Raw genomic sequence first — 14,976 nt, 5'->3', positions numbered from 1 at the left:
CGAGATCGCTGATGGGGACCGCTTTAGGGTGCTAGCGGGGGTGCTAGACCTAGCAGCGCGGGCCGCTAGGTCTAGCAGCGGTGCGAGTCAGCTCCCGGACCGCCTTCCGTCACGGAGAGTGATGGTCGTGGTGATGTCGGCGCGGGCGATGCCGCGGCGGGTGGTGCCCTTGCCGGTGGCGGTGGAGCCCCAGACGTCCTGGGCGGTGATGCCGTGCGGCTTGAGGTTCGTGGTGACCGTCTCGGCCTTCCAGCCGCTGTAGATTTCGGGGCGCAGGGCTGCGAGGCGGGCGGCGACCTTCTCGTTCCAGACCTTCTCCTCATCGGCCGGCACGACCTTGAGGATGTCGGCGAGGACGTCGAAGGAGGCTTCCCCGGTCTCGGGTTCCTGGCCGATGGCGTGGCCGGTGACGTTGCCGTACTCCTCACGCATCCGGCGGGCCCGGACTACGACCTGTTCGGCGCCGAGCGCGTCGACGAACGCGGAGGCGACGATGCGCGGGTCGTCTCCTTCACCGGCCATCCAGCAGATGCCGCGGTCGGTGCGGGAGAACATCGTGGCCCGGTAACCGGCCTTGTACATCGAGGTGCCCAGCACCATGTCGTTGGCGGGCTGGCCCATGACCTTGAGGCAGAACCGCAGCACCGCGTTCGCGGAGATGCCGGTAGGCAGCGACTTGGCGTCGGGGCGCTGGGTGCCGAACAGGGTCACCATGCCGAGGGCCGGGCCGCGCTTGCCGAGGTCGGTGCAGATTTCCTCGATCTCGGCGCCGTACTTGTCGTGCTCGAAGGGGACCTGGCACTCATCGAACGCGGCAACGATCGGGTGCAGGCCAAGGCTCTTGTCGTTGGCCAGGTCCGGGGTCACCTTCGACTCCGGGCAGCGCGAGCGGGGCAGCGACTTGATGACCTTCGCCCGGCGGCGCAGCTCGGCACGCAGTTCCCGCAGCGATTCGAGGACGTAGAGGATGTCCTCGTCCTCATCTCCGGCCCGGTAGCGGTGGCAGACCGGTTCCAGCGCGCCGAAGTCGCCGGTGCCCTTGAAGTCGAACGCGTACAGCTGGGCGCGCGGATCCAGTGCGGCGATGAGCAGGAACAGGCGCATCAGGAACGTCTTGCCCATGCGCGGGATGGAGCCGACGACCACGGAGGCGAACATCAGGGTCACGGCGACGTCGCCCATGCGCTGGTCGTTGCCGAAGACGACCGGTTTGAACAGGTCCACGCTGCCCGACTTCAGCAGCGGCCAGGCAGGCTTCTTGGTCTCGTTCATGGGCTTGTCGCCCACCCACAGGATCAGTCGCCCTTCGTGCTCGGTCGGGTCGGCCGAGGGCCAGACGGAGCCGACTTTGCGGCGCAGGCCGGAGGCGAGCGGCTTGCGGGCCTCCATGATGTCCTCGGGGGTGACGCCCCAGGGAAGGTCCAAGTCGGCGCGGTAGCCGGGCCCGTCCCGGGTGATCTCCGAGGTGAACCGCAGGCCGTTCATGTCGCCGCCCTTCTTGATGGCGGCCGACAGCTTCGCGTTGCCGATGTTGTCCAGCGCCCGAAGCACGAGCGTGCCGGTGAGCTTCTGGAGCTCCGTCTTCAACACGGCCGGCCCGATCACCGGTTGGTCCTGGGGGGCGCCCCAGAAACCGGCGGTGAGGACCGCGGCCGAGGCCAGCACCGTGAGCCAGGCCGGGGCCATGACGTACATGGTCAGCGCGAAGCCGGTACCGAAGATCAGCGCCACCACGGTGACCAGCGTCCGCAGCCGCACCCGGCTGTCACGCTGCCGCGACAGCTTCAGGTACTCGGCGGTGTTCTCCTTGTAGACCTCATACGCGCGGAGCGGGGCCGCCTCGGCGTCCCACACCCACCGGTTCGTGTCGCGGACCAGACGGGCCACGCCGCGCGGTGCGTGCAGCCCGAGCTGAAGTGCGTACCAGGGGGTGCGGATCCCATGGAAGGCCGTTGAGTAGAACGCGTTGCTCGCCGCGCGCTGGGTGGTGGAGACGAACCCCGGCTTCGACTTCAGCCAGGAAGGGATGATCGGGAGCCGCTTGTAGGTGGTGACGCCCGGGGACGGCAGGTCCGGGGAGTCGACCGGCCGCGGGCGCGGCGACTCGTCTTCGTCGTCGTCCAGGTCGGCCGGCGGGGCGACCGGGACCGAGACGGTGGGGCGTTTGGTGGTGATGTCGAAGACCTCGGCGCCGGGGCGCTCGGGCTCTTCGCTCTGGCCGGTGACGTGGACATCAGACACGGTGGGTCTGCTCCCTCTTATCGAGTGGGGTGGACGGGGCCCGGACGGCGCTTTGGACGGCCGACCGTCCGGGCCCCGCGTGAAGCAGGTTTGTGCAGCTCAGAGGCTGATGGCCCAGGCGAGCGCGTCGACGCCCCCCTGGGCGGTGATGTCGTCGCCCTTGAGGTAGGCGCCGTACATCGCGTTGGCCCTGCGGGCCACGTCGGCGGCCGTAGCGCGGGGGCGGTCACCGTTCCAGGCGCCCCAGGCGCACAGCTCGAACGCGGCGTGGCGGGCCTTGCACTGGCGGGCCTCCGCACGACGCTTCGCGCGCCGGCGGCTGTTGCGGGCCTCGCGACGCTCAGCGTCGACGTTGGCGGAGGTGTTGAGGGCAGTGATAGCGGTGCTCATGGCTGATCTCCTGGATTGGTCCGAGGGATTCAGGCGGCGCGCTGGTCTTCGGGGTAGGCGCAGGGCACGCACATGCCGAGCGATGCCGGGATGACGTAGCCCGCGTCCGCACGGCACTCGGGGCAGGTCCGGCGGGCGGTGTTCGCCTTGGCGAGTGCAGCGGCCTTGCCCGGGGTCATCGGCCGGACCGGCTTGGCCAGGTCGACGCGGTACAGGTAGGCGGTCAGCGGCTCCCGCCGGTAGCGGGGCCGTTCCAGCTGGGCCACGACTTCCTGTCCGCCGGGGCGCAGGCCGGCCGCGCGGAGCTGACGGCGGGTGGCCAGCCCGTCCGGGGCGAGCCTCCATGAATAGACGGGTATGCCGCGCCCGGCCATCACGCGGCCGTTGCTTCAGCCGCGGCGGCGCGCTCGGCCTTGAGCGTGTCGCGCAGCAGACGCCCGTTGGCGGACGAGGTACGGACCGCCTTGCGGATGGCCTCGGCCGTCAGCTCTCCATCGGACCAGTTGGCCGTGACCGACCGGGCCTCATCCAGCAGCTCATCCGAATCCCGCGTCGGTCGGGGCGTACGTGCGGACTTCGGGACCCGACCGGTCGCCCGACGCGGAGCCGACTCCGCAGCGGCAACCGACTTCACCGGAGCCGACTGGGGAAGCTCGACCGGCTCGACTACCGCAACCGCCTCGGGCAGTGCCACCGGCGCGATGACCGGCATCGGGTCGGCCGACTCAAGGGCGGGAAGGTCGGCTGTCACGGTCGGGGCCTCGGGGGTCGACTCGTGCAGGTCAGGCCCCAACCGATTTACGGTGATCTCTGAGGTTTCGTGCTGGTTTGAGGGTCCGATGAACATGGCGGCCAGGGCGGCGTCCGCGCCGCTGGTGAGCCGGTCGCGCTGAACGTCCAGGAGTCGCGCACCCAACGACGCGTCACCCAATCCGACCTTCCGGGCCAGCCGCCACGATGTCTGGTCGGACCACTTCCGAACGAGCGCCCACGGGTGGTTCGCGGCACGGGCCCGGTGGTAGGCCAGGGACCGCACCACGGCGGCCGCCTTGGCTTCCGCCTCGGCGTCGCGGCCGTCCTGGTGGACCACGATCCGCCGAGCCAGGAACGCCATGCCCTCCGCCGCGACGCACATGCCCATCGGGGTCACGGCGTAGATCACGGTGCGGCCCGGGTCATCGGCCGCCATCGCCGCCATGACCGAGGCGGCAGCGGGCAGGGCCCACAAGCCCACCCGGATGATGCGGGGGGAGGACTGGCCGAGCATCGTCAGCCCGAGCAGGACCAGTGCCAGAACCGCGGTCGCACCTTCACCGGCCGCGACCGCGCCGAGCGCTGTACCCGTGCCGTAGGCGCGGCTGATGTTGCTGTAGGTACCCACGCCACCTGCGATGCCGGTGGCGAGCATGGGCACGAACGCGGCCGTCAGCACGACCCTCTGCGCCATGGTCAGTGACGTGCGGGTCGTCATCACGCCGCCTCCCCACGGGTGCCGGGGCGGCCGTCGCGGCGGCCGTTGACCGTGCTCATCGCGGGGACGGTCAGCCGGTGCGCGATGCGCCAGCCTCCGCCGCGCTGCTTGGCCTTGTACATCTGCTCGTCCGCACGGCGCAGCAGGGTGGACAGGTCACCGTTGCCCTTGCGGTAGTAGGCGGCTCCGATCGAGGCGTGGACCTCGATCGGGTGGCCCTCATGCGGCACGGGCTGGTCCAGCCGGCCGATCAGCATGAAAAGGTCCACGCGCAGTTTGTCGATGCCGTAGCCGGGGATGACGGCGGCGAATTCGTCCCCGCCCAGGCGTCCGGCGACCCCGGCGTGTTCCTCGGCCCACCGGCCCAGGCGCTGCCCGGTTTCGCGGATGACCGCGTCTCCGGCCGCGTGGCCGAGGGTGTCGTTGATCTCCTTGAACCGGTCGAGGTCCAAGACAAGCACCGCGCGCTGGCACTTCTGGGCCAGGCTCTTGCGGGCCCGCCCCTCGAACGCGTCCCGCGTCCACAGCCTGGTCAGCGGGTCGCGGCGGGCAGCGTCGATCCGGCGCCGCATCCACAGGCTGTGAACCGACCAGCCGGATGCGAGGGGAAGTGCTGCGGACAGGGCCGTCATGGTGTGGCTCATGCCGCTTCCCCCGTCCGGGTAGAGCGGCCGGCGTCACGGGCAGCGGCACGCAGGAAGGGAACCGTGCGGGTGAGCGCGTCGGCGTAGAGCGCGTCCCATGCGGCGATCTCGTCGCCACCCTCGCCCAGTGTGGCCAGCTCGGCGATGACCTCACGGGCCACCGCCTCACGGGCCGCACGCTCCTGGGCCGTCTCCGGGGTGAGCGGGCCGCGAAACAGGTCCCTGTCGAGCCCCAGGGGCAGTTCATCGAATCCGAGCGCCAGCTCCTCGAACTCGGCGGGGTTCACGATCTCGTGGTTACCGATGTACGAACGCATGTGGATCTCTCCTGATGAGCGAAGGGAACCGGGGCGCCTCGGTCCGTGGTGAGAGGCAGCGCCCCGGGGGTGAAGCCCGAACTTCGCGGCGACCCTCCACCCCGCCCGTACGTGACGGGCGGGGGAGGCAACCGGCCGCAGCGCTGCGAGCACTGCGGAAGGGAGAGCGAGCCGTGCGAGCAATGCCGGGCGGTGAAGCCCGGAGATGCTTCGCAGGGCGGTTGAGCGGTGACGCGAGGGGCGCGGCTGGCCGTGCCGGTCCAGTACGGCCAGCGCCCGTAGATGTCGGTGGATCACAGGGGCCTCCAAGCCGGAGGGGCGAGGCTTCACCGGCGCACCGTTGCCACGGCGCTCCGGTCCCGAGCCTGGGTAGTCGGGTGCGTCATCGTCACTGCTCTGACGCCAGCAGGGCGGCGCGTACCGGGTGGCACCCCCTTTGAAGCGAGGTGTTCTCCAGAGCCAGAACGCAAGAGAAGGTGTTGCCGCCGACGACTGCCCGTCGCCATGGGGACGGGGGTCACGCCCCGTCTCGTTTCGCTTGGCACGCTGTTGAGTTCTTAAGGAACGGACGCTGCCTTCGTACTTGCCCCCTCGGGCTTTCCTCCGGGCATAGCTCGTCACAGGCATCGGTGCAGGTCAGCGCGGAGAACCGCCCCAATCAACATGCGATACACGCTTGAACGTGTATTCCACAGTGGCGGCCCTGATTGCGCTTGTCAAGCTCCTCGCTCAACCGGGGTTCCGTGTGATGTGCCATCAGAGTGCCGCCGAGGGACGGGACTAAGTCACCACGTCCCTGGACGACTTGGGACGTCCTCGGTAACGTTCCGCAGGTCGAGTACGTCCCTGGACGTCCCTGGGGGTGGGATGGCTAACGAGCGGTTGCGATCCGCGATGCTGACGCAAGGCATCACCGTGGAAGCCCTGGCAGAGCACGTCGGGGTGGACCCCAAGACCGTGGAGCGCTGGATCACCAAGGGGCGGGCGCCGTACCGCCGCCATCGCCTCGCCATCGCGGCGATGCTGCATGAGGACGAGTCGTACCTGTGGCCGGAAGGTCTGCCCGACTCCCAGCGCAAGGACGCTGCCGACGCCGAAGTCTTGAAGGTGTACCCACACCGGTCCTACGTGCCGGCCGAGCTGTGGCTCCAGATGTTCGGCAGGGCTGAGCGGGAAATCGGCGTACTGGTGCACGCGGGCGTATTCCTCGCCGAAAACCCCCGATGGGCGCGGCTCCTCAGGCTGAAAGCGGCTGAGGGCGTCCGGGCACGCATCCTGCTCGGAGATCCGGAAAGCCCGGAGATCCAGCGCCGCGGCGAGGAAGAGGAGATCGGAGAGGGCGTGGCCTACAAGGTCCGCGAGGTCATGAAGTTGTACCGCCCGCTCTACTCAGTGCCAGGCATCGAGTTTCGCCAACATAGGTCGACCCTGCACAACTCGCTGTACCGCTCGGATGAAGAGTGGTTGGTGAATACGCAGGTGTACGGGGTAAGCGCGCCCCTGACCCCAGTTCTCCACCTGCGCCGCGTGGCCGGCGCTGAACTGGTCTCGACATATCAGCAGAGCTTCGAGAAAGTCTGGACCGAAGCCGTTCCCCTCGAAAGGTGACCATGAGCCGCCGCACCGACTACTTCGACGATCCCTCCGCACCGAAGGCCAACAGCATCGTGCCCGCAGTCACGGCCTTCGTGGTCAACGACGCGGGCGACGTCCTTATGGAGCGCAGGTCGGACAACGGGCGCTGGGGAATGCCGGGGGGTGTTCAAGAGATCGGCGAGAACATCGCCGGAACTGTCGTCCGAGAGGTCCGGGAAGAGACCGGCATCACCGTTGAGGTGATCGGCCTGGTGGGCATTTTCACCGACCCCGGGCATGTCATCGCGTTCGCGGACGGCGAGGTCCGCCAGGAGTTCTCGCTCTGCTTCCGCGCCCGGCCGGTCGGCGGCGAGATCAAGGTGAGTTCCGAATCCTTCGAGGTCCGATGGGTCCCGCGGGCTGAAGTCGGTTCACTCGACATGTCGCCGACCACGCGCCGACGCCTCGAAGAGGGCTTCCGGGAGTCCCCGGTCCCCCGGATCAGCTGAGAGCCGACCACTCCGCCTCGGCCCGACGCTGCCTCACCCGATCCACCCTCGCCAGCAACTCGGGACGGGCCGCGGAGACGGCTCGATAGACGACGTGTTCGGGGCCGTACCGGTCCAGCACTTCCGCCAACCGCTCGCCGGGGTCGACCAGGGCGCCGGTCGGGCTGCTTGTGAGGTCGCAGAAGGTGATGGCATCCACCAGATCGGGCTCCGCGGGACCGAACTCCGCGAGGGCATCGTTCAGCCCCAGCTCGGACGCCTCCCACGGCGATGACGTGTGGAAAGCCACGAGACTGGACAAGCGCGGATCGGCTCCGACGACATCCCGCAGGTACCGGGCCCCGTCAATCATGTGCTGCCCGGTGTCGACGGCGGCCTGGGCGTATCCGACATCGTGCGCGATGGCTGCTGCCGCCAACAGTTCGGCGTCCTCCCCCAGGGCCGGGGCCAGGGTCAGAGCCTGCGAATAGACGCGCTGCGAGTGGGCCCACCGCTTCGGTAGGGCCTCGGCGAGTAGCGACTCCGCAAGGTCATGGGCCCACTTGGCCAGCTGCATGAATTTGCCTCCGCGGGGGTTGGGTTCAGTTGGCGCTGCTGACGAATCTTCCTACCCCGTGCTGGGCCCTTACGTGCCCGGCCGTCTCCAGTTCCCGGACGGCGCGGCGCACCGTCCCGCGGGAAACACCGTAGGTCTCGACCATCGCTGCCTCGCTGGGCAGGCGGGCGCCGATGGGAAGGGCTCCCTCGCGGATCTGGTTCAACAGGTCCGCCATGATCTGCTCGTACGGTGCGCGCCCGGCGCCCCCGGGGAGCTGCCGGCCGACCCCGGCGACGGTGGCGACATCCCCCGTCTCCTCCAAGGCGCGCAAGGCTCGCCGCACGGTCGTACGGGCTACTCCGAACTCGCGCCCAATCTCGGCCTCGGACGGCAGACCGTCCGCGTAGCGTCCCTCAGCGATCCTGGCTCGCAGCGACTCCGAGACGAGCAAGTACGTTCCTCGTGGACTGGCCTGCGGCACGCAGCCTCCCCTTCTCGGGCCCCTGCAGCGGTAGTAACGGCCCCAGCTTCGCATGCGAGCGGCCCTCTGAGGTCCCCATCGCCATGGGCGGCCCGGTGAGGACGCGCCTAGCACCGCTGAGACTGGCTTACTGGGAGCGAAGCGCGTTCGGGAGAGGTTCGGGCACTCCAGCCATAGACAAACTCATTTTGCAGCCCTCTTCCACACCTTGCCGTCGACGACCATCCAAGCGCAGACTAAAAATGAAGCACCCAGCAACAAGCCTGCCCACCCAGGCTCGTTGAGCAAACATTCAACATTTCCAGGATTCAGCCATGAATCAAAAACTACATCAGGGAATCACCGTTGCTACTGCCTGCTGTGCCATGACTGGCGTTTTCGGAATGGCGACCAGTCAAGCCAGCACCCGCTCCGAAGCGGCTGCAACCACACCGGTTGAAAACGACAGAAGCATAGGCCCAATAACTGACACTAGCGCCACGTGCCTTAAAGCCGCGACGGGGGCAATAGTATCGGGAATACTACCCCAAGGCTCGATCGCGGTAACTGTCATGAGGTCGGGCGCCCTTTACACAACAAAGGCTGTCCTTGACGTCAACGACGGGAAAACAGTGGGGCGAGCAGTGAAGGAAAACCTTCCGCTCTCAGTACTCACAGCAATTACTGCCGCAGCGAAGGTTTCGAGTGTCGGCACAAAGGCTGGTCCAGTAGCCGCTGGAGTGGCTCTGGTCGTCACCTCTGCAATCGTGAAAGCTGCCTGTTTCCCCGCACCCCCATACCGTCACAAGGGAACGGGACTAATTAACCTGCACCCCCGTAACACAGAGCGTCAGACCAACCCGAACACACAGCGGTACGCCAACCCGGACACGAGCCGGCTGACCAACCCGAACACACAGCGGCACACGAACCCCGACACCAACCGGCTAACTGACTCGGACACGAACCAGCACACGAACCCCGATACCAACCGGCAGACCGACCCGAACACCAACCAGCACACCAACCCCGACACCAACCAGCAGACCGACCCGGGGACCGCGAAGATGCCCGACGCGCCGACCGAGTGAGATCAAGCTTCGCGCGTGCACGGTATGCGATAGAGCTCGTGGGCTGGCCCGGGCCAACGCGGCATAGGTGCAGTTCAGGGGCCGTGTACTGGCCGTCACAGGCATGCCCTCCGGAGCCGTGTGCGCAGGTTCGAATCCTGCCGGGGGCACTCCAGCTAGCAGTGTGCAAGTGTCGCTGACCAGCTGAAGTGCCAAAGAAGAAGCCCCGAACTCAGTCCCGCTGAGTCCGGGGCTTTCTCGTTGTCTCTCACTGCCCACGCGTGGGTGGCGCGTGGGCGAACGGGAGGCGCTCCACTGCTCGTTGGTGGACTCGCCGCCCGCACAGCTCTTCGATACCCCTCGCTCCAAGCCGCCTGGTGCGACATCGACGGCCGCCCCCACCGCGAGTCCCTACCGAGCCCGTGTCGGGCGACCCGTCATCGCTCGCTCCAGCCGGCGGCACCTGCACCCGACAGCCGGGCGCTGCCGGTGGGCGCGGCCCGCCAGTCGATCCGGCGCCGCCGCACAAAGCCTGCCCCGCAGCCATTGGGCGGCCTGGCTTCAATCGGTTTCCCGCACGTAGCAGCCCGAGTATTTACTGCCCGAGAACTTTGGCAGGTCATTTCGGAATAAATAGATGCCCTCTCGCTCGCCCCATTGCGGATTTCATCCACGGCTTTCTTCGAGATGAGAACGCAGAACTTCTTGGTCAGCGGATCCCGCTTTCCGGCCCGATTCAACTGCAGAGAACCCTCGTACCGGCCGGGTTGGAAGCTCCAACCGTCGGCCTGGAACAAGGAAGTGGCAGATCGATCTCCGGCTTCTTTTGAAGTTCGGTGAAGTTGTAGAGCGAAAAGGCCAGGGCGACGACACCGGCCACCGTTGCGGCCCACTTGTGCACGGCGTCGAAACGACTCCTCTGGGGCGCGGCCATCCCCTCATCGCTGTCGACCATGCTCTTACCCTGGCCCCGGATCGGGGACCTCGGCCCGCTGCGTTACTCCATCCGGCCATTGGAAGCATCCCCTGACGGGAAGTCGCTTCTCCCCCGATCGCGCTCGCAGCGCGCACGGGGGCACCCACGAAAGCCCCGCCCGTGCACGGCGGGCGGGGCTGCGCGGCGGCAGGTCATCCGGCGTGGTTGCGGTGGATCACCTCCGGCGAGTTCCCGGCGCGCAGCCGGTGCGTGATGCACGTCGACCGGAGGTCGTACGGCGCCGCGCCAAGGGCGAGCCCGCCTTGTCCGGCGGGAGCGCCAGCTCCCTGGCCTCCTGCCACACACGCCAGTAACCGGAGCTGCCGAGCAGTCCGCCTGGTCGCGAGTGGGCGGCGAGTGGGGTTCAGCCTCTCCTGGACGGCAGCGCCCTCGCGGTGCGGTCCAGGAGCCCCCGTTCTGCGATGCGGACGATCTAGCTAGCCTGACCTCCATGTGCCGGCGCCCGGCCTCTTGGGCCCGGCGAGGAACACGGGGGGCCAGTGACCACACCATCCACCATCCTGACCATCGACCAGTCGATCATTGCGAAGGAAGCCGAGGTCGTAGAGCGTCGGCTGATCCGACGCTTCACACTGCTGTGGATGCTCGCAGTCAACCCATTGCTCATCGGCGCCTTGATCGCTGCGAACGTCCTCGTCGACTGGCCCAGCGGCCCGGAGAACCACGATCGATCGCTGCTCAATTTTCTCGGCGGCAGCGCGACGATCGTCTCCATCCTGGGGTCCGCCTATTGGTGGACCCACTTCCGAAGGACCATCTCCGCCGTAGAAGTCGAGCTCCGTCAACTGGAAGCCGAGAAGCGCCATCTCCAGTCGCGCGAGGTGGATACCGCAGCACTTCCAGGGGTCTTCCCCGAGTACTACGAGTCGATCTCGACCCTCAGGGACGACTACCGGCGGAGCGCAGAAAAATACCGGAGCAGGCACAACCTGTTTCAACTCACCGTAATCGTCGGCTCCATCCTGACCTCGGTTGCCACTACGGCCTCGGCCGAGCAGGGCGTATGGAGCTGGGTTGCTGTCGCCATCAGCGCACTGGTGAGCATCTCCGCCGGGATCATCGCCTACTTCAAGTTTCGCGAGCGCAGTCTCAACCTTCAGCAGACTGCCGACTCGGTCGATCTGGAACTCCAGGCCTACGCCCTGAGAATCAGGCGGTACAGGGATCTTTCTGGCGCCCAAGCCTCCACCCTCTTCGCGGAGGAGATCGAGCGGATCCGCGAGGAGCAGCGGAAGAAGGAGCTGCAACTGGAGCAGCCCCCCGAAGGGGCGCAGCAACAGCAGCGCCCCCAACTCACCTGACGGGGTCCCGCGTCCGTAGGGGTGGCTCTAGGGGGGGACGAGTCGGGGTCTACCGGGGTGTGTCATGGTCCGGTCCGCTTATCGGCGTTGACGAGGAGGCAGGATGCTTACGGGGACCGGGCTCGTTGAGCGGGCGGCGGAGTTGGCCGAGTGGGGACGGCGGCGGGCGCGTGATGCCGAGGAGCAGCGACGGCTGACTCCCGATGTGGTGGCGCGGATGCTGGAGGCGGGGTTCGCACGGCACTTCGTGCCGGCCGCGCAGGGCGGCGTGGAGGGTACGTTCGCGGAGTTCAGCGAGGCCGTCGCCGTCGTGGCCGAGGGCTGCGCGGCCACCGCGTGGTGTGCGTCGGTCGCGTCGAGCCTGGCCCGGGTGGCCGCCCACCTGCCGTTGGACGGGCGTGCGGAGGTGTGGGCCGGGGGTCCCGACGTGTTCGTCGTGGGCTCGCTGTCCCCCATCGGCAAGGCCGCGCCGGTGCCGGGCGGCTGGCGCGTGTCCGGTTCCTGGGCGTACATCAGCGGCGTCGACTACTCCGACTGGGCCGTGGTGTGCGCGGTCCTGCCCGGTGAGGGCGGTGCGCGGCTGTTCGCGCTGCCGCGTACCGAGTACGCGATCAAGGACACCTGGACCGGTTCCGGCATGCGGGCCACCGGCAGCAACACGCTGATCGCCGATGACGTGTTCGTTCCCGCGTCGCGCAGCGTCGACCGGCAGTCCCTCTTCGACGGCCGGCCGGCGGACTCCTCGGCTGACTGTCACACCGTGCCGATCCAGGCCGTCAACGGGCTGTCGTGCGCGCCCGCCGCCCTCGGTGCCGCGCGCGGCGCGCTCGCGCTGTGGACGGGCGACACGGCGCAGCGGTTGGCGCGAGGCGCCGGACGGCCCGGCGTGCCCGGTCCCGCCCGCAGCACCTACGAGGCGGTGCTGACCCGTAGCGCCGGTGAGGTCGACGCCGCGATGCTGCTGCTGGAGCGGGCCGCGGCCGCCGCGGACCGGGGCGCGCGGATCACGGAGGAGGAGACGGCCCGCAACGTACGCGACTACGCGCTGGCGACCGAGCACCTCGTGAACGCCGTCAACCGGATGTTCGCCACCGCCGGGACCTCCGGGCACACCACCGAGAGCCCGTTGCAGCGCGCCTGGCGTGACGTCAACTCCATCGCCACGCACATCGCCTTGACGTTCGACCCGGCCGCGACGCTCTTCGCGTCCCGGTCGTTCACCCCCTGACGATCCCGACGAACGAACCACTCCCGTTTGCCTTGGAGCGCACTCCAACACCTAGCGTCGTGGGCAGACGGTCCCCAGCCCAGGAGGCAGCAGCATGACCAACGTCCCCACCCGGTACTTAGGCGAACTCGCGGTCTCCGCGCAGGGCCTGGGGTGCATGGGCATGAGCCACGGCTACGGAGCCACGGACGACGCCGAGTCGATCGCGACCCTGCACCGCGCCCTCGACCTCGGGGTGACCTTCCTGGACACCTCCGACTTCTACGGCAGCGGCCACAACGAGGAACTGATCGGGCGGGCCGTCGCCGGGCGCCGCGACGAGGTCGTGCTGGCCACGAAGTTCGGCTTCGCCAACCGCCTCGGCGACCCCACCCTGGTCCGCGGAGACGCCGCCTACGTGCGGCAGGCGTGCGAGGCGTCGCTGCGCCGGCTCGGCGTCGACCACATCGACCTCTACTACCAGCACCGGGTCGATCCGCAGGTGCCGATCGAGGAGACCGTCGGCGCGATGGCCGAGCTGGTGCGGGCCGGCAAGGTGCGCCACCTCGGCCTGTCGGAGGCCGGCGCGCAGACGATCCGGCGCGCGCACGCGGTGCACCCCATCGCCGCGCTGCAGAGCGAGTGGTCACTGTGGTCCCGCGACCTGGAGGCGGAGATCGTCCCGGTGTGCCGCGAGCTCGGGGTGGGCGTGGTCCCGTACGCGCCGCTCGGGCGGGGTTTCCTGACCGGCCGGTACGGCTCGGTCGAGGGGCTGGCGCAGACCGACGTACGGCGGGGCCACCCGCGCTTCGCCGACGGCAACCGCGAGCGGAACCTGGCGATCGTCGCGAAGCTGGACGAACTGGCCGCGGCGAAGGGCGTCAAGGCCGGTCAGCTCGCCCTGGCCTGGGTGCAGCACCGGGGCGACCACGTGGTGCCGATCCCCGGCACCCGGCGGCAGAGCTACCTGGAGGAGAACCTCGCGGCCCTGGCCGTCGAACTGACCCCCGAGGACCTCGCCGCGATCGAGGCGGCCGCCCCGCCGGAGCAGATCGCCGGCACCCGCTACGACGCGACCGGGCTCACCTTCGTCAACGGCTGAGCCTTCGTCAACGAAGAGGCCGTCGTCACCGAATGGCCGTCGCGCCCTGTTCCGACACCTCGGCCCCGACCGGCCCCACGCCAGCCCGACCCGCCCACCGGCCCGCCTGCCCGCTCACGAGCAGGCGGGCCGGTGGGCGGGCCTGCGTGTATGAGATCTTCATGTCCGCTCGTGCCGCCGTCACTGGTCACTCGCGCGACGGTACTGCGAAGCTGGATTCATGGAATTCGGAGTTCTCGGACCACTCGAAGCCCGCATGAACGGCATGTCCATAGTGCCGACCGCCGGAAAGCCCCGGCAGATCCTCTCGCTGCTCGCCATCCGCGCGGGTCGCGTCGTACAAGTGGAAACGCTGATGGCCGAGTTGTGGGGAAACGCCATTCCCCGCAGCGCTGCCACGACCCTTCAGACCTACATTCTCCAACTCCGCCGGAAACTGACCCAGGCCGGTGTGCAGCAGCAAAACGGCCGGAGCGCCAAGGACGTTCTGGCGACCTGTTACGGCGGCTACCGGCTCGCCCCCGAGGAGTTCTCCCTCGACCTGCTGAAGTTCCAGCAGCTGGTGCGAGTCGGCGGCCGGACGCTGGCCGACAACGACCCCCGGACGGCGTCCGAGCAGCTCGGCCGCGCCCTGGAGCTGTGGCGCGGCCCGGCCCTCACCGACGTCCCTGTCGGGGAGGTCCTGAGCACCGAGGTCATCGGCATGCAGGAGGAACGCGACTGGGCGCTGGAGATGCGCCTGGAAGCCGACCTCAGCCTCGGCCGGCACGCGGAGATCATCGGCGAGCTGCGGATGCTCGTGAGCCAGCAGCCGCTGCACGAGACCCTGTCCGCGCAGCTGATGACCGCCCTGTACCGGGCCGGGCATCCCTGGCGTGCGCTCGACGCCTTCCAGGCCCTGCGCCACGCGCTCATCAAGGAGCTGGGGGTCGAGCCGTCACCGCGGCTGCAACGGCTGCACCAGGCCATCCTGGCCAACGACAGCGGCCTGCAGGTCCCTTCCTCCACCCTGCATGCGCTCTCCGCCTAGCCGGGGCGCCCCCGCGCGGGCCGTCCGGGCCGCGCGGCACGACCAAGCCCGACGAAGCTCCTGGCAGACACCGCGTCCGCCAGGAGCTTCGTCGTGCGTACGGGGCCGGGCGGCGGGGCGCCCG

At 68.8% G+C, this 14,976-nt stretch carries 16 protein-coding genes and 1 pseudogene; 7 read left to right on the top strand and 10 right to left on the bottom strand.

Annotation, left to right across the window (positions count from 1 at the left end; all coding sequences use genetic code 11):
• Positions 1-87: 87 nt before the first annotated feature.
• The 6 genes from OHA65_RS25650 to OHA65_RS25625 form a co-directional block, all read right to left on the bottom strand.
• Entirely contained in the window at positions 88-2,241 is a 2,154-nt protein-coding gene (locus OHA65_RS25650) for a cell division protein FtsK (RefSeq protein WP_405762492.1), read from the bottom strand.
• A 99-nt stretch (positions 2,242-2,340) separates the two neighbouring features.
• Entirely contained in the window at positions 2,341-2,631 is a 291-nt protein-coding gene (locus OHA65_RS25645) for a hypothetical protein (protein WP_405762490.1), read from the bottom strand.
• Positions 2,632-2,660: 29 nt separating this feature from the next.
• Positions 2,661-3,005: an RRQRL motif-containing zinc-binding protein gene (locus OHA65_RS25640; RefSeq protein WP_405763433.1), complete on the bottom strand. Its 345-nt coding sequence runs from the start codon at positions 3,003-3,005 to the stop codon at positions 2,661-2,663.
• Positions 3,005-4,102 carry a conjugal transfer protein gene (locus OHA65_RS25635; RefSeq protein ID WP_405762488.1) on the bottom strand — a complete coding sequence of 366 codons (1,098 nt, stop codon included), beginning with the start codon at positions 4,100-4,102 and terminating at the stop codon, positions 3,005-3,007. The genes OHA65_RS25640 and OHA65_RS25635 overlap by 1 nt, the downstream gene beginning before the upstream one ends.
• Positions 4,102-4,746, bottom strand: coding sequence for a GGDEF domain-containing protein (locus OHA65_RS25630; protein ID WP_405762486.1), 645 nt, complete (start codon positions 4,744-4,746; stop codon positions 4,102-4,104). Before OHA65_RS25630 ends, OHA65_RS25635 begins: the two co-directional genes overlap by 1 nt.
• On the bottom strand, positions 4,743-5,063 hold the full coding sequence (locus OHA65_RS25625; protein WP_405762484.1) for a hypothetical protein: 321 nt from the start codon (positions 5,061-5,063) through the stop codon (positions 4,743-4,745). The genes OHA65_RS25630 and OHA65_RS25625 overlap by 4 nt, the downstream gene beginning before the upstream one ends.
• An 867-nt stretch (positions 5,064-5,930) precedes the next feature.
• Here OHA65_RS25625 and OHA65_RS25620 point away from each other — a divergent pair.
• Positions 5,931-6,671 (top strand): helix-turn-helix domain-containing protein, encoded by a 741-nt coding sequence (locus tag OHA65_RS25620; protein ID WP_405762482.1) that lies wholly within the window; start codon positions 5,931-5,933, stop codon positions 6,669-6,671.
• Positions 6,672-6,673: 2 nt separating this feature from the next.
• Entirely contained in the window at positions 6,674-7,147 is a 474-nt protein-coding gene (locus tag OHA65_RS25615) for an NUDIX domain-containing protein (RefSeq protein WP_405762480.1), read from the top strand.
• Here OHA65_RS25615 and OHA65_RS25610 read toward each other — a convergent pair.
• A complete protein-coding gene (locus tag OHA65_RS25610; protein ID WP_365952439.1) occupies positions 7,140-7,703 on the bottom strand; it encodes an HD domain-containing protein in 564 nt (187 codons plus the stop codon). The two genes, OHA65_RS25615 and OHA65_RS25610, sit on opposite strands and share 8 nt — an antisense overlap.
• A 25-nt stretch (positions 7,704-7,728) precedes the next feature.
• Positions 7,729-8,220 (bottom strand): GntR family transcriptional regulator, encoded by a 492-nt coding sequence (locus tag OHA65_RS25605; RefSeq protein WP_405762478.1) that lies wholly within the window; start codon positions 8,218-8,220, stop codon positions 7,729-7,731.
• 260 nt (positions 8,221-8,480) lie between these two features.
• Here OHA65_RS25605 and OHA65_RS25600 point away from each other — a divergent pair, with 260 nt between their 5' ends.
• Positions 8,481-9,236, top strand: coding sequence for a hypothetical protein (locus OHA65_RS25600; RefSeq protein ID WP_405762476.1), 756 nt, complete (start codon positions 8,481-8,483; stop codon positions 9,234-9,236).
• Positions 9,237-9,951: 715 nt separating this feature from the next.
• On the opposite strand, the gene OHA65_RS25595 is transcribed toward OHA65_RS25600, so the two are convergent.
• Positions 9,952-10,170 (bottom strand): hypothetical protein, encoded by a 219-nt coding sequence (locus tag OHA65_RS25595; RefSeq protein WP_405762474.1) that lies wholly within the window; start codon positions 10,168-10,170, stop codon positions 9,952-9,954.
• Between the two features lie 176 nt (positions 10,171-10,346).
• Positions 10,347-10,528 (bottom strand): annotated as a pseudogene (locus OHA65_RS25590) (site-specific integrase); the annotation flags it as partial.
• A 163-nt stretch (positions 10,529-10,691) separates the two neighbouring features.
• On the opposite strand from OHA65_RS25590, the gene OHA65_RS25585 reads away from it, so the two are divergent.
• The 4 genes from OHA65_RS25585 to OHA65_RS25570 all read left to right on the top strand — a co-directional run bounded on the left by OHA65_RS25585 (position 10,692) and on the right by OHA65_RS25570 (position 14,852).
• Positions 10,692-11,513, top strand: coding sequence for a DUF4231 domain-containing protein (locus tag OHA65_RS25585; protein WP_327285460.1), 822 nt, complete (start codon positions 10,692-10,694; stop codon positions 11,511-11,513).
• Between the two features lie 103 nt (positions 11,514-11,616).
• Positions 11,617-12,741, top strand: coding sequence for an acyl-CoA dehydrogenase family protein (locus OHA65_RS25580; protein ID WP_327285459.1), 1,125 nt, complete (start codon positions 11,617-11,619; stop codon positions 12,739-12,741).
• A 94-nt stretch (positions 12,742-12,835) separates the two neighbouring features.
• Entirely contained in the window at positions 12,836-13,822 is a 987-nt protein-coding gene (locus tag OHA65_RS25575; RefSeq protein WP_327285458.1) for an aldo/keto reductase, read from the top strand.
• 220 nt (positions 13,823-14,042) lie between these two features.
• A complete protein-coding gene (locus OHA65_RS25570) occupies positions 14,043-14,852 on the top strand; it encodes an AfsR/SARP family transcriptional regulator (RefSeq protein WP_327285457.1) in 810 nt (269 codons plus the stop codon).
• The last annotated feature ends 124 nt before the right edge of the window (positions 14,853-14,976 follow it).

This window comes from Streptomyces sp. NBC_00045 (assembly GCF_045041095.1).
In the GTDB taxonomy this organism is placed as follows: Bacteria; Actinomycetota; Actinomycetes; order Streptomycetales; family Streptomycetaceae; genus Streptomyces.
The sequence above is the reverse complement of the archived record's forward strand: the minus strand, read 5'-3'. Positions and strand labels throughout refer to the sequence as shown.

Excerpts from the sequence above, each read along its gene's own strand:
- OHA65_RS25645 (WP_405762490.1), bottom strand. The coding sequence starts at position 2,631 with ATGAGCACCGCTATCACTGCCCTCAACACCTCCGCCAACGTCGACGCT.
- OHA65_RS25640 (WP_405763433.1), bottom strand. The coding sequence starts at position 3,005 with ATGGCCGGGCGCGGCATACCCGTCTATTCATGGAGGCTCGCCCCGGAC.
- OHA65_RS25635 (WP_405762488.1), bottom strand. The coding sequence starts at position 4,102 with ATGACGACCCGCACGTCACTGACCATGGCGCAGAGGGTCGTGCTGACG.
- OHA65_RS25630 (WP_405762486.1), bottom strand. The coding sequence starts at position 4,746 with ATGAGCCACACCATGACGGCCCTGTCCGCAGCACTTCCCCTCGCATCC.
- OHA65_RS25625 (WP_405762484.1), bottom strand. The coding sequence starts at position 5,063 with ATGCGTTCGTACATCGGTAACCACGAGATCGTGAACCCCGCCGAGTTC.
- OHA65_RS25620 (WP_405762482.1), top strand. The coding sequence starts at position 5,931 with ATGGCTAACGAGCGGTTGCGATCCGCGATGCTGACGCAAGGCATCACC.
- OHA65_RS25615 (WP_405762480.1), top strand. The coding sequence starts at position 6,674 with ATGAGCCGCCGCACCGACTACTTCGACGATCCCTCCGCACCGAAGGCC.
- OHA65_RS25610 (WP_365952439.1), bottom strand. The coding sequence starts at position 7,703 with ATGCAGCTGGCCAAGTGGGCCCATGACCTTGCGGAGTCGCTACTCGCC.
- OHA65_RS25605 (WP_405762478.1), bottom strand. The coding sequence starts at position 8,220 with ATGCGAAGCTGGGGCCGTTACTACCGCTGCAGGGGCCCGAGAAGGGGA.
- OHA65_RS25600 (WP_405762476.1), top strand. The coding sequence starts at position 8,481 with ATGAATCAAAAACTACATCAGGGAATCACCGTTGCTACTGCCTGCTGT.
- OHA65_RS25595 (WP_405762474.1), bottom strand. The coding sequence starts at position 10,170 with ATGGTCGACAGCGATGAGGGGATGGCCGCGCCCCAGAGGAGTCGTTTC.
- OHA65_RS25580 (WP_327285459.1), top strand. The coding sequence starts at position 11,617 with ATGCTTACGGGGACCGGGCTCGTTGAGCGGGCGGCGGAGTTGGCCGAG.
- OHA65_RS25575 (WP_327285458.1), top strand. The coding sequence starts at position 12,836 with ATGACCAACGTCCCCACCCGGTACTTAGGCGAACTCGCGGTCTCCGCG.
- OHA65_RS25570 (WP_327285457.1), top strand. The coding sequence starts at position 14,043 with ATGGAATTCGGAGTTCTCGGACCACTCGAAGCCCGCATGAACGGCATG.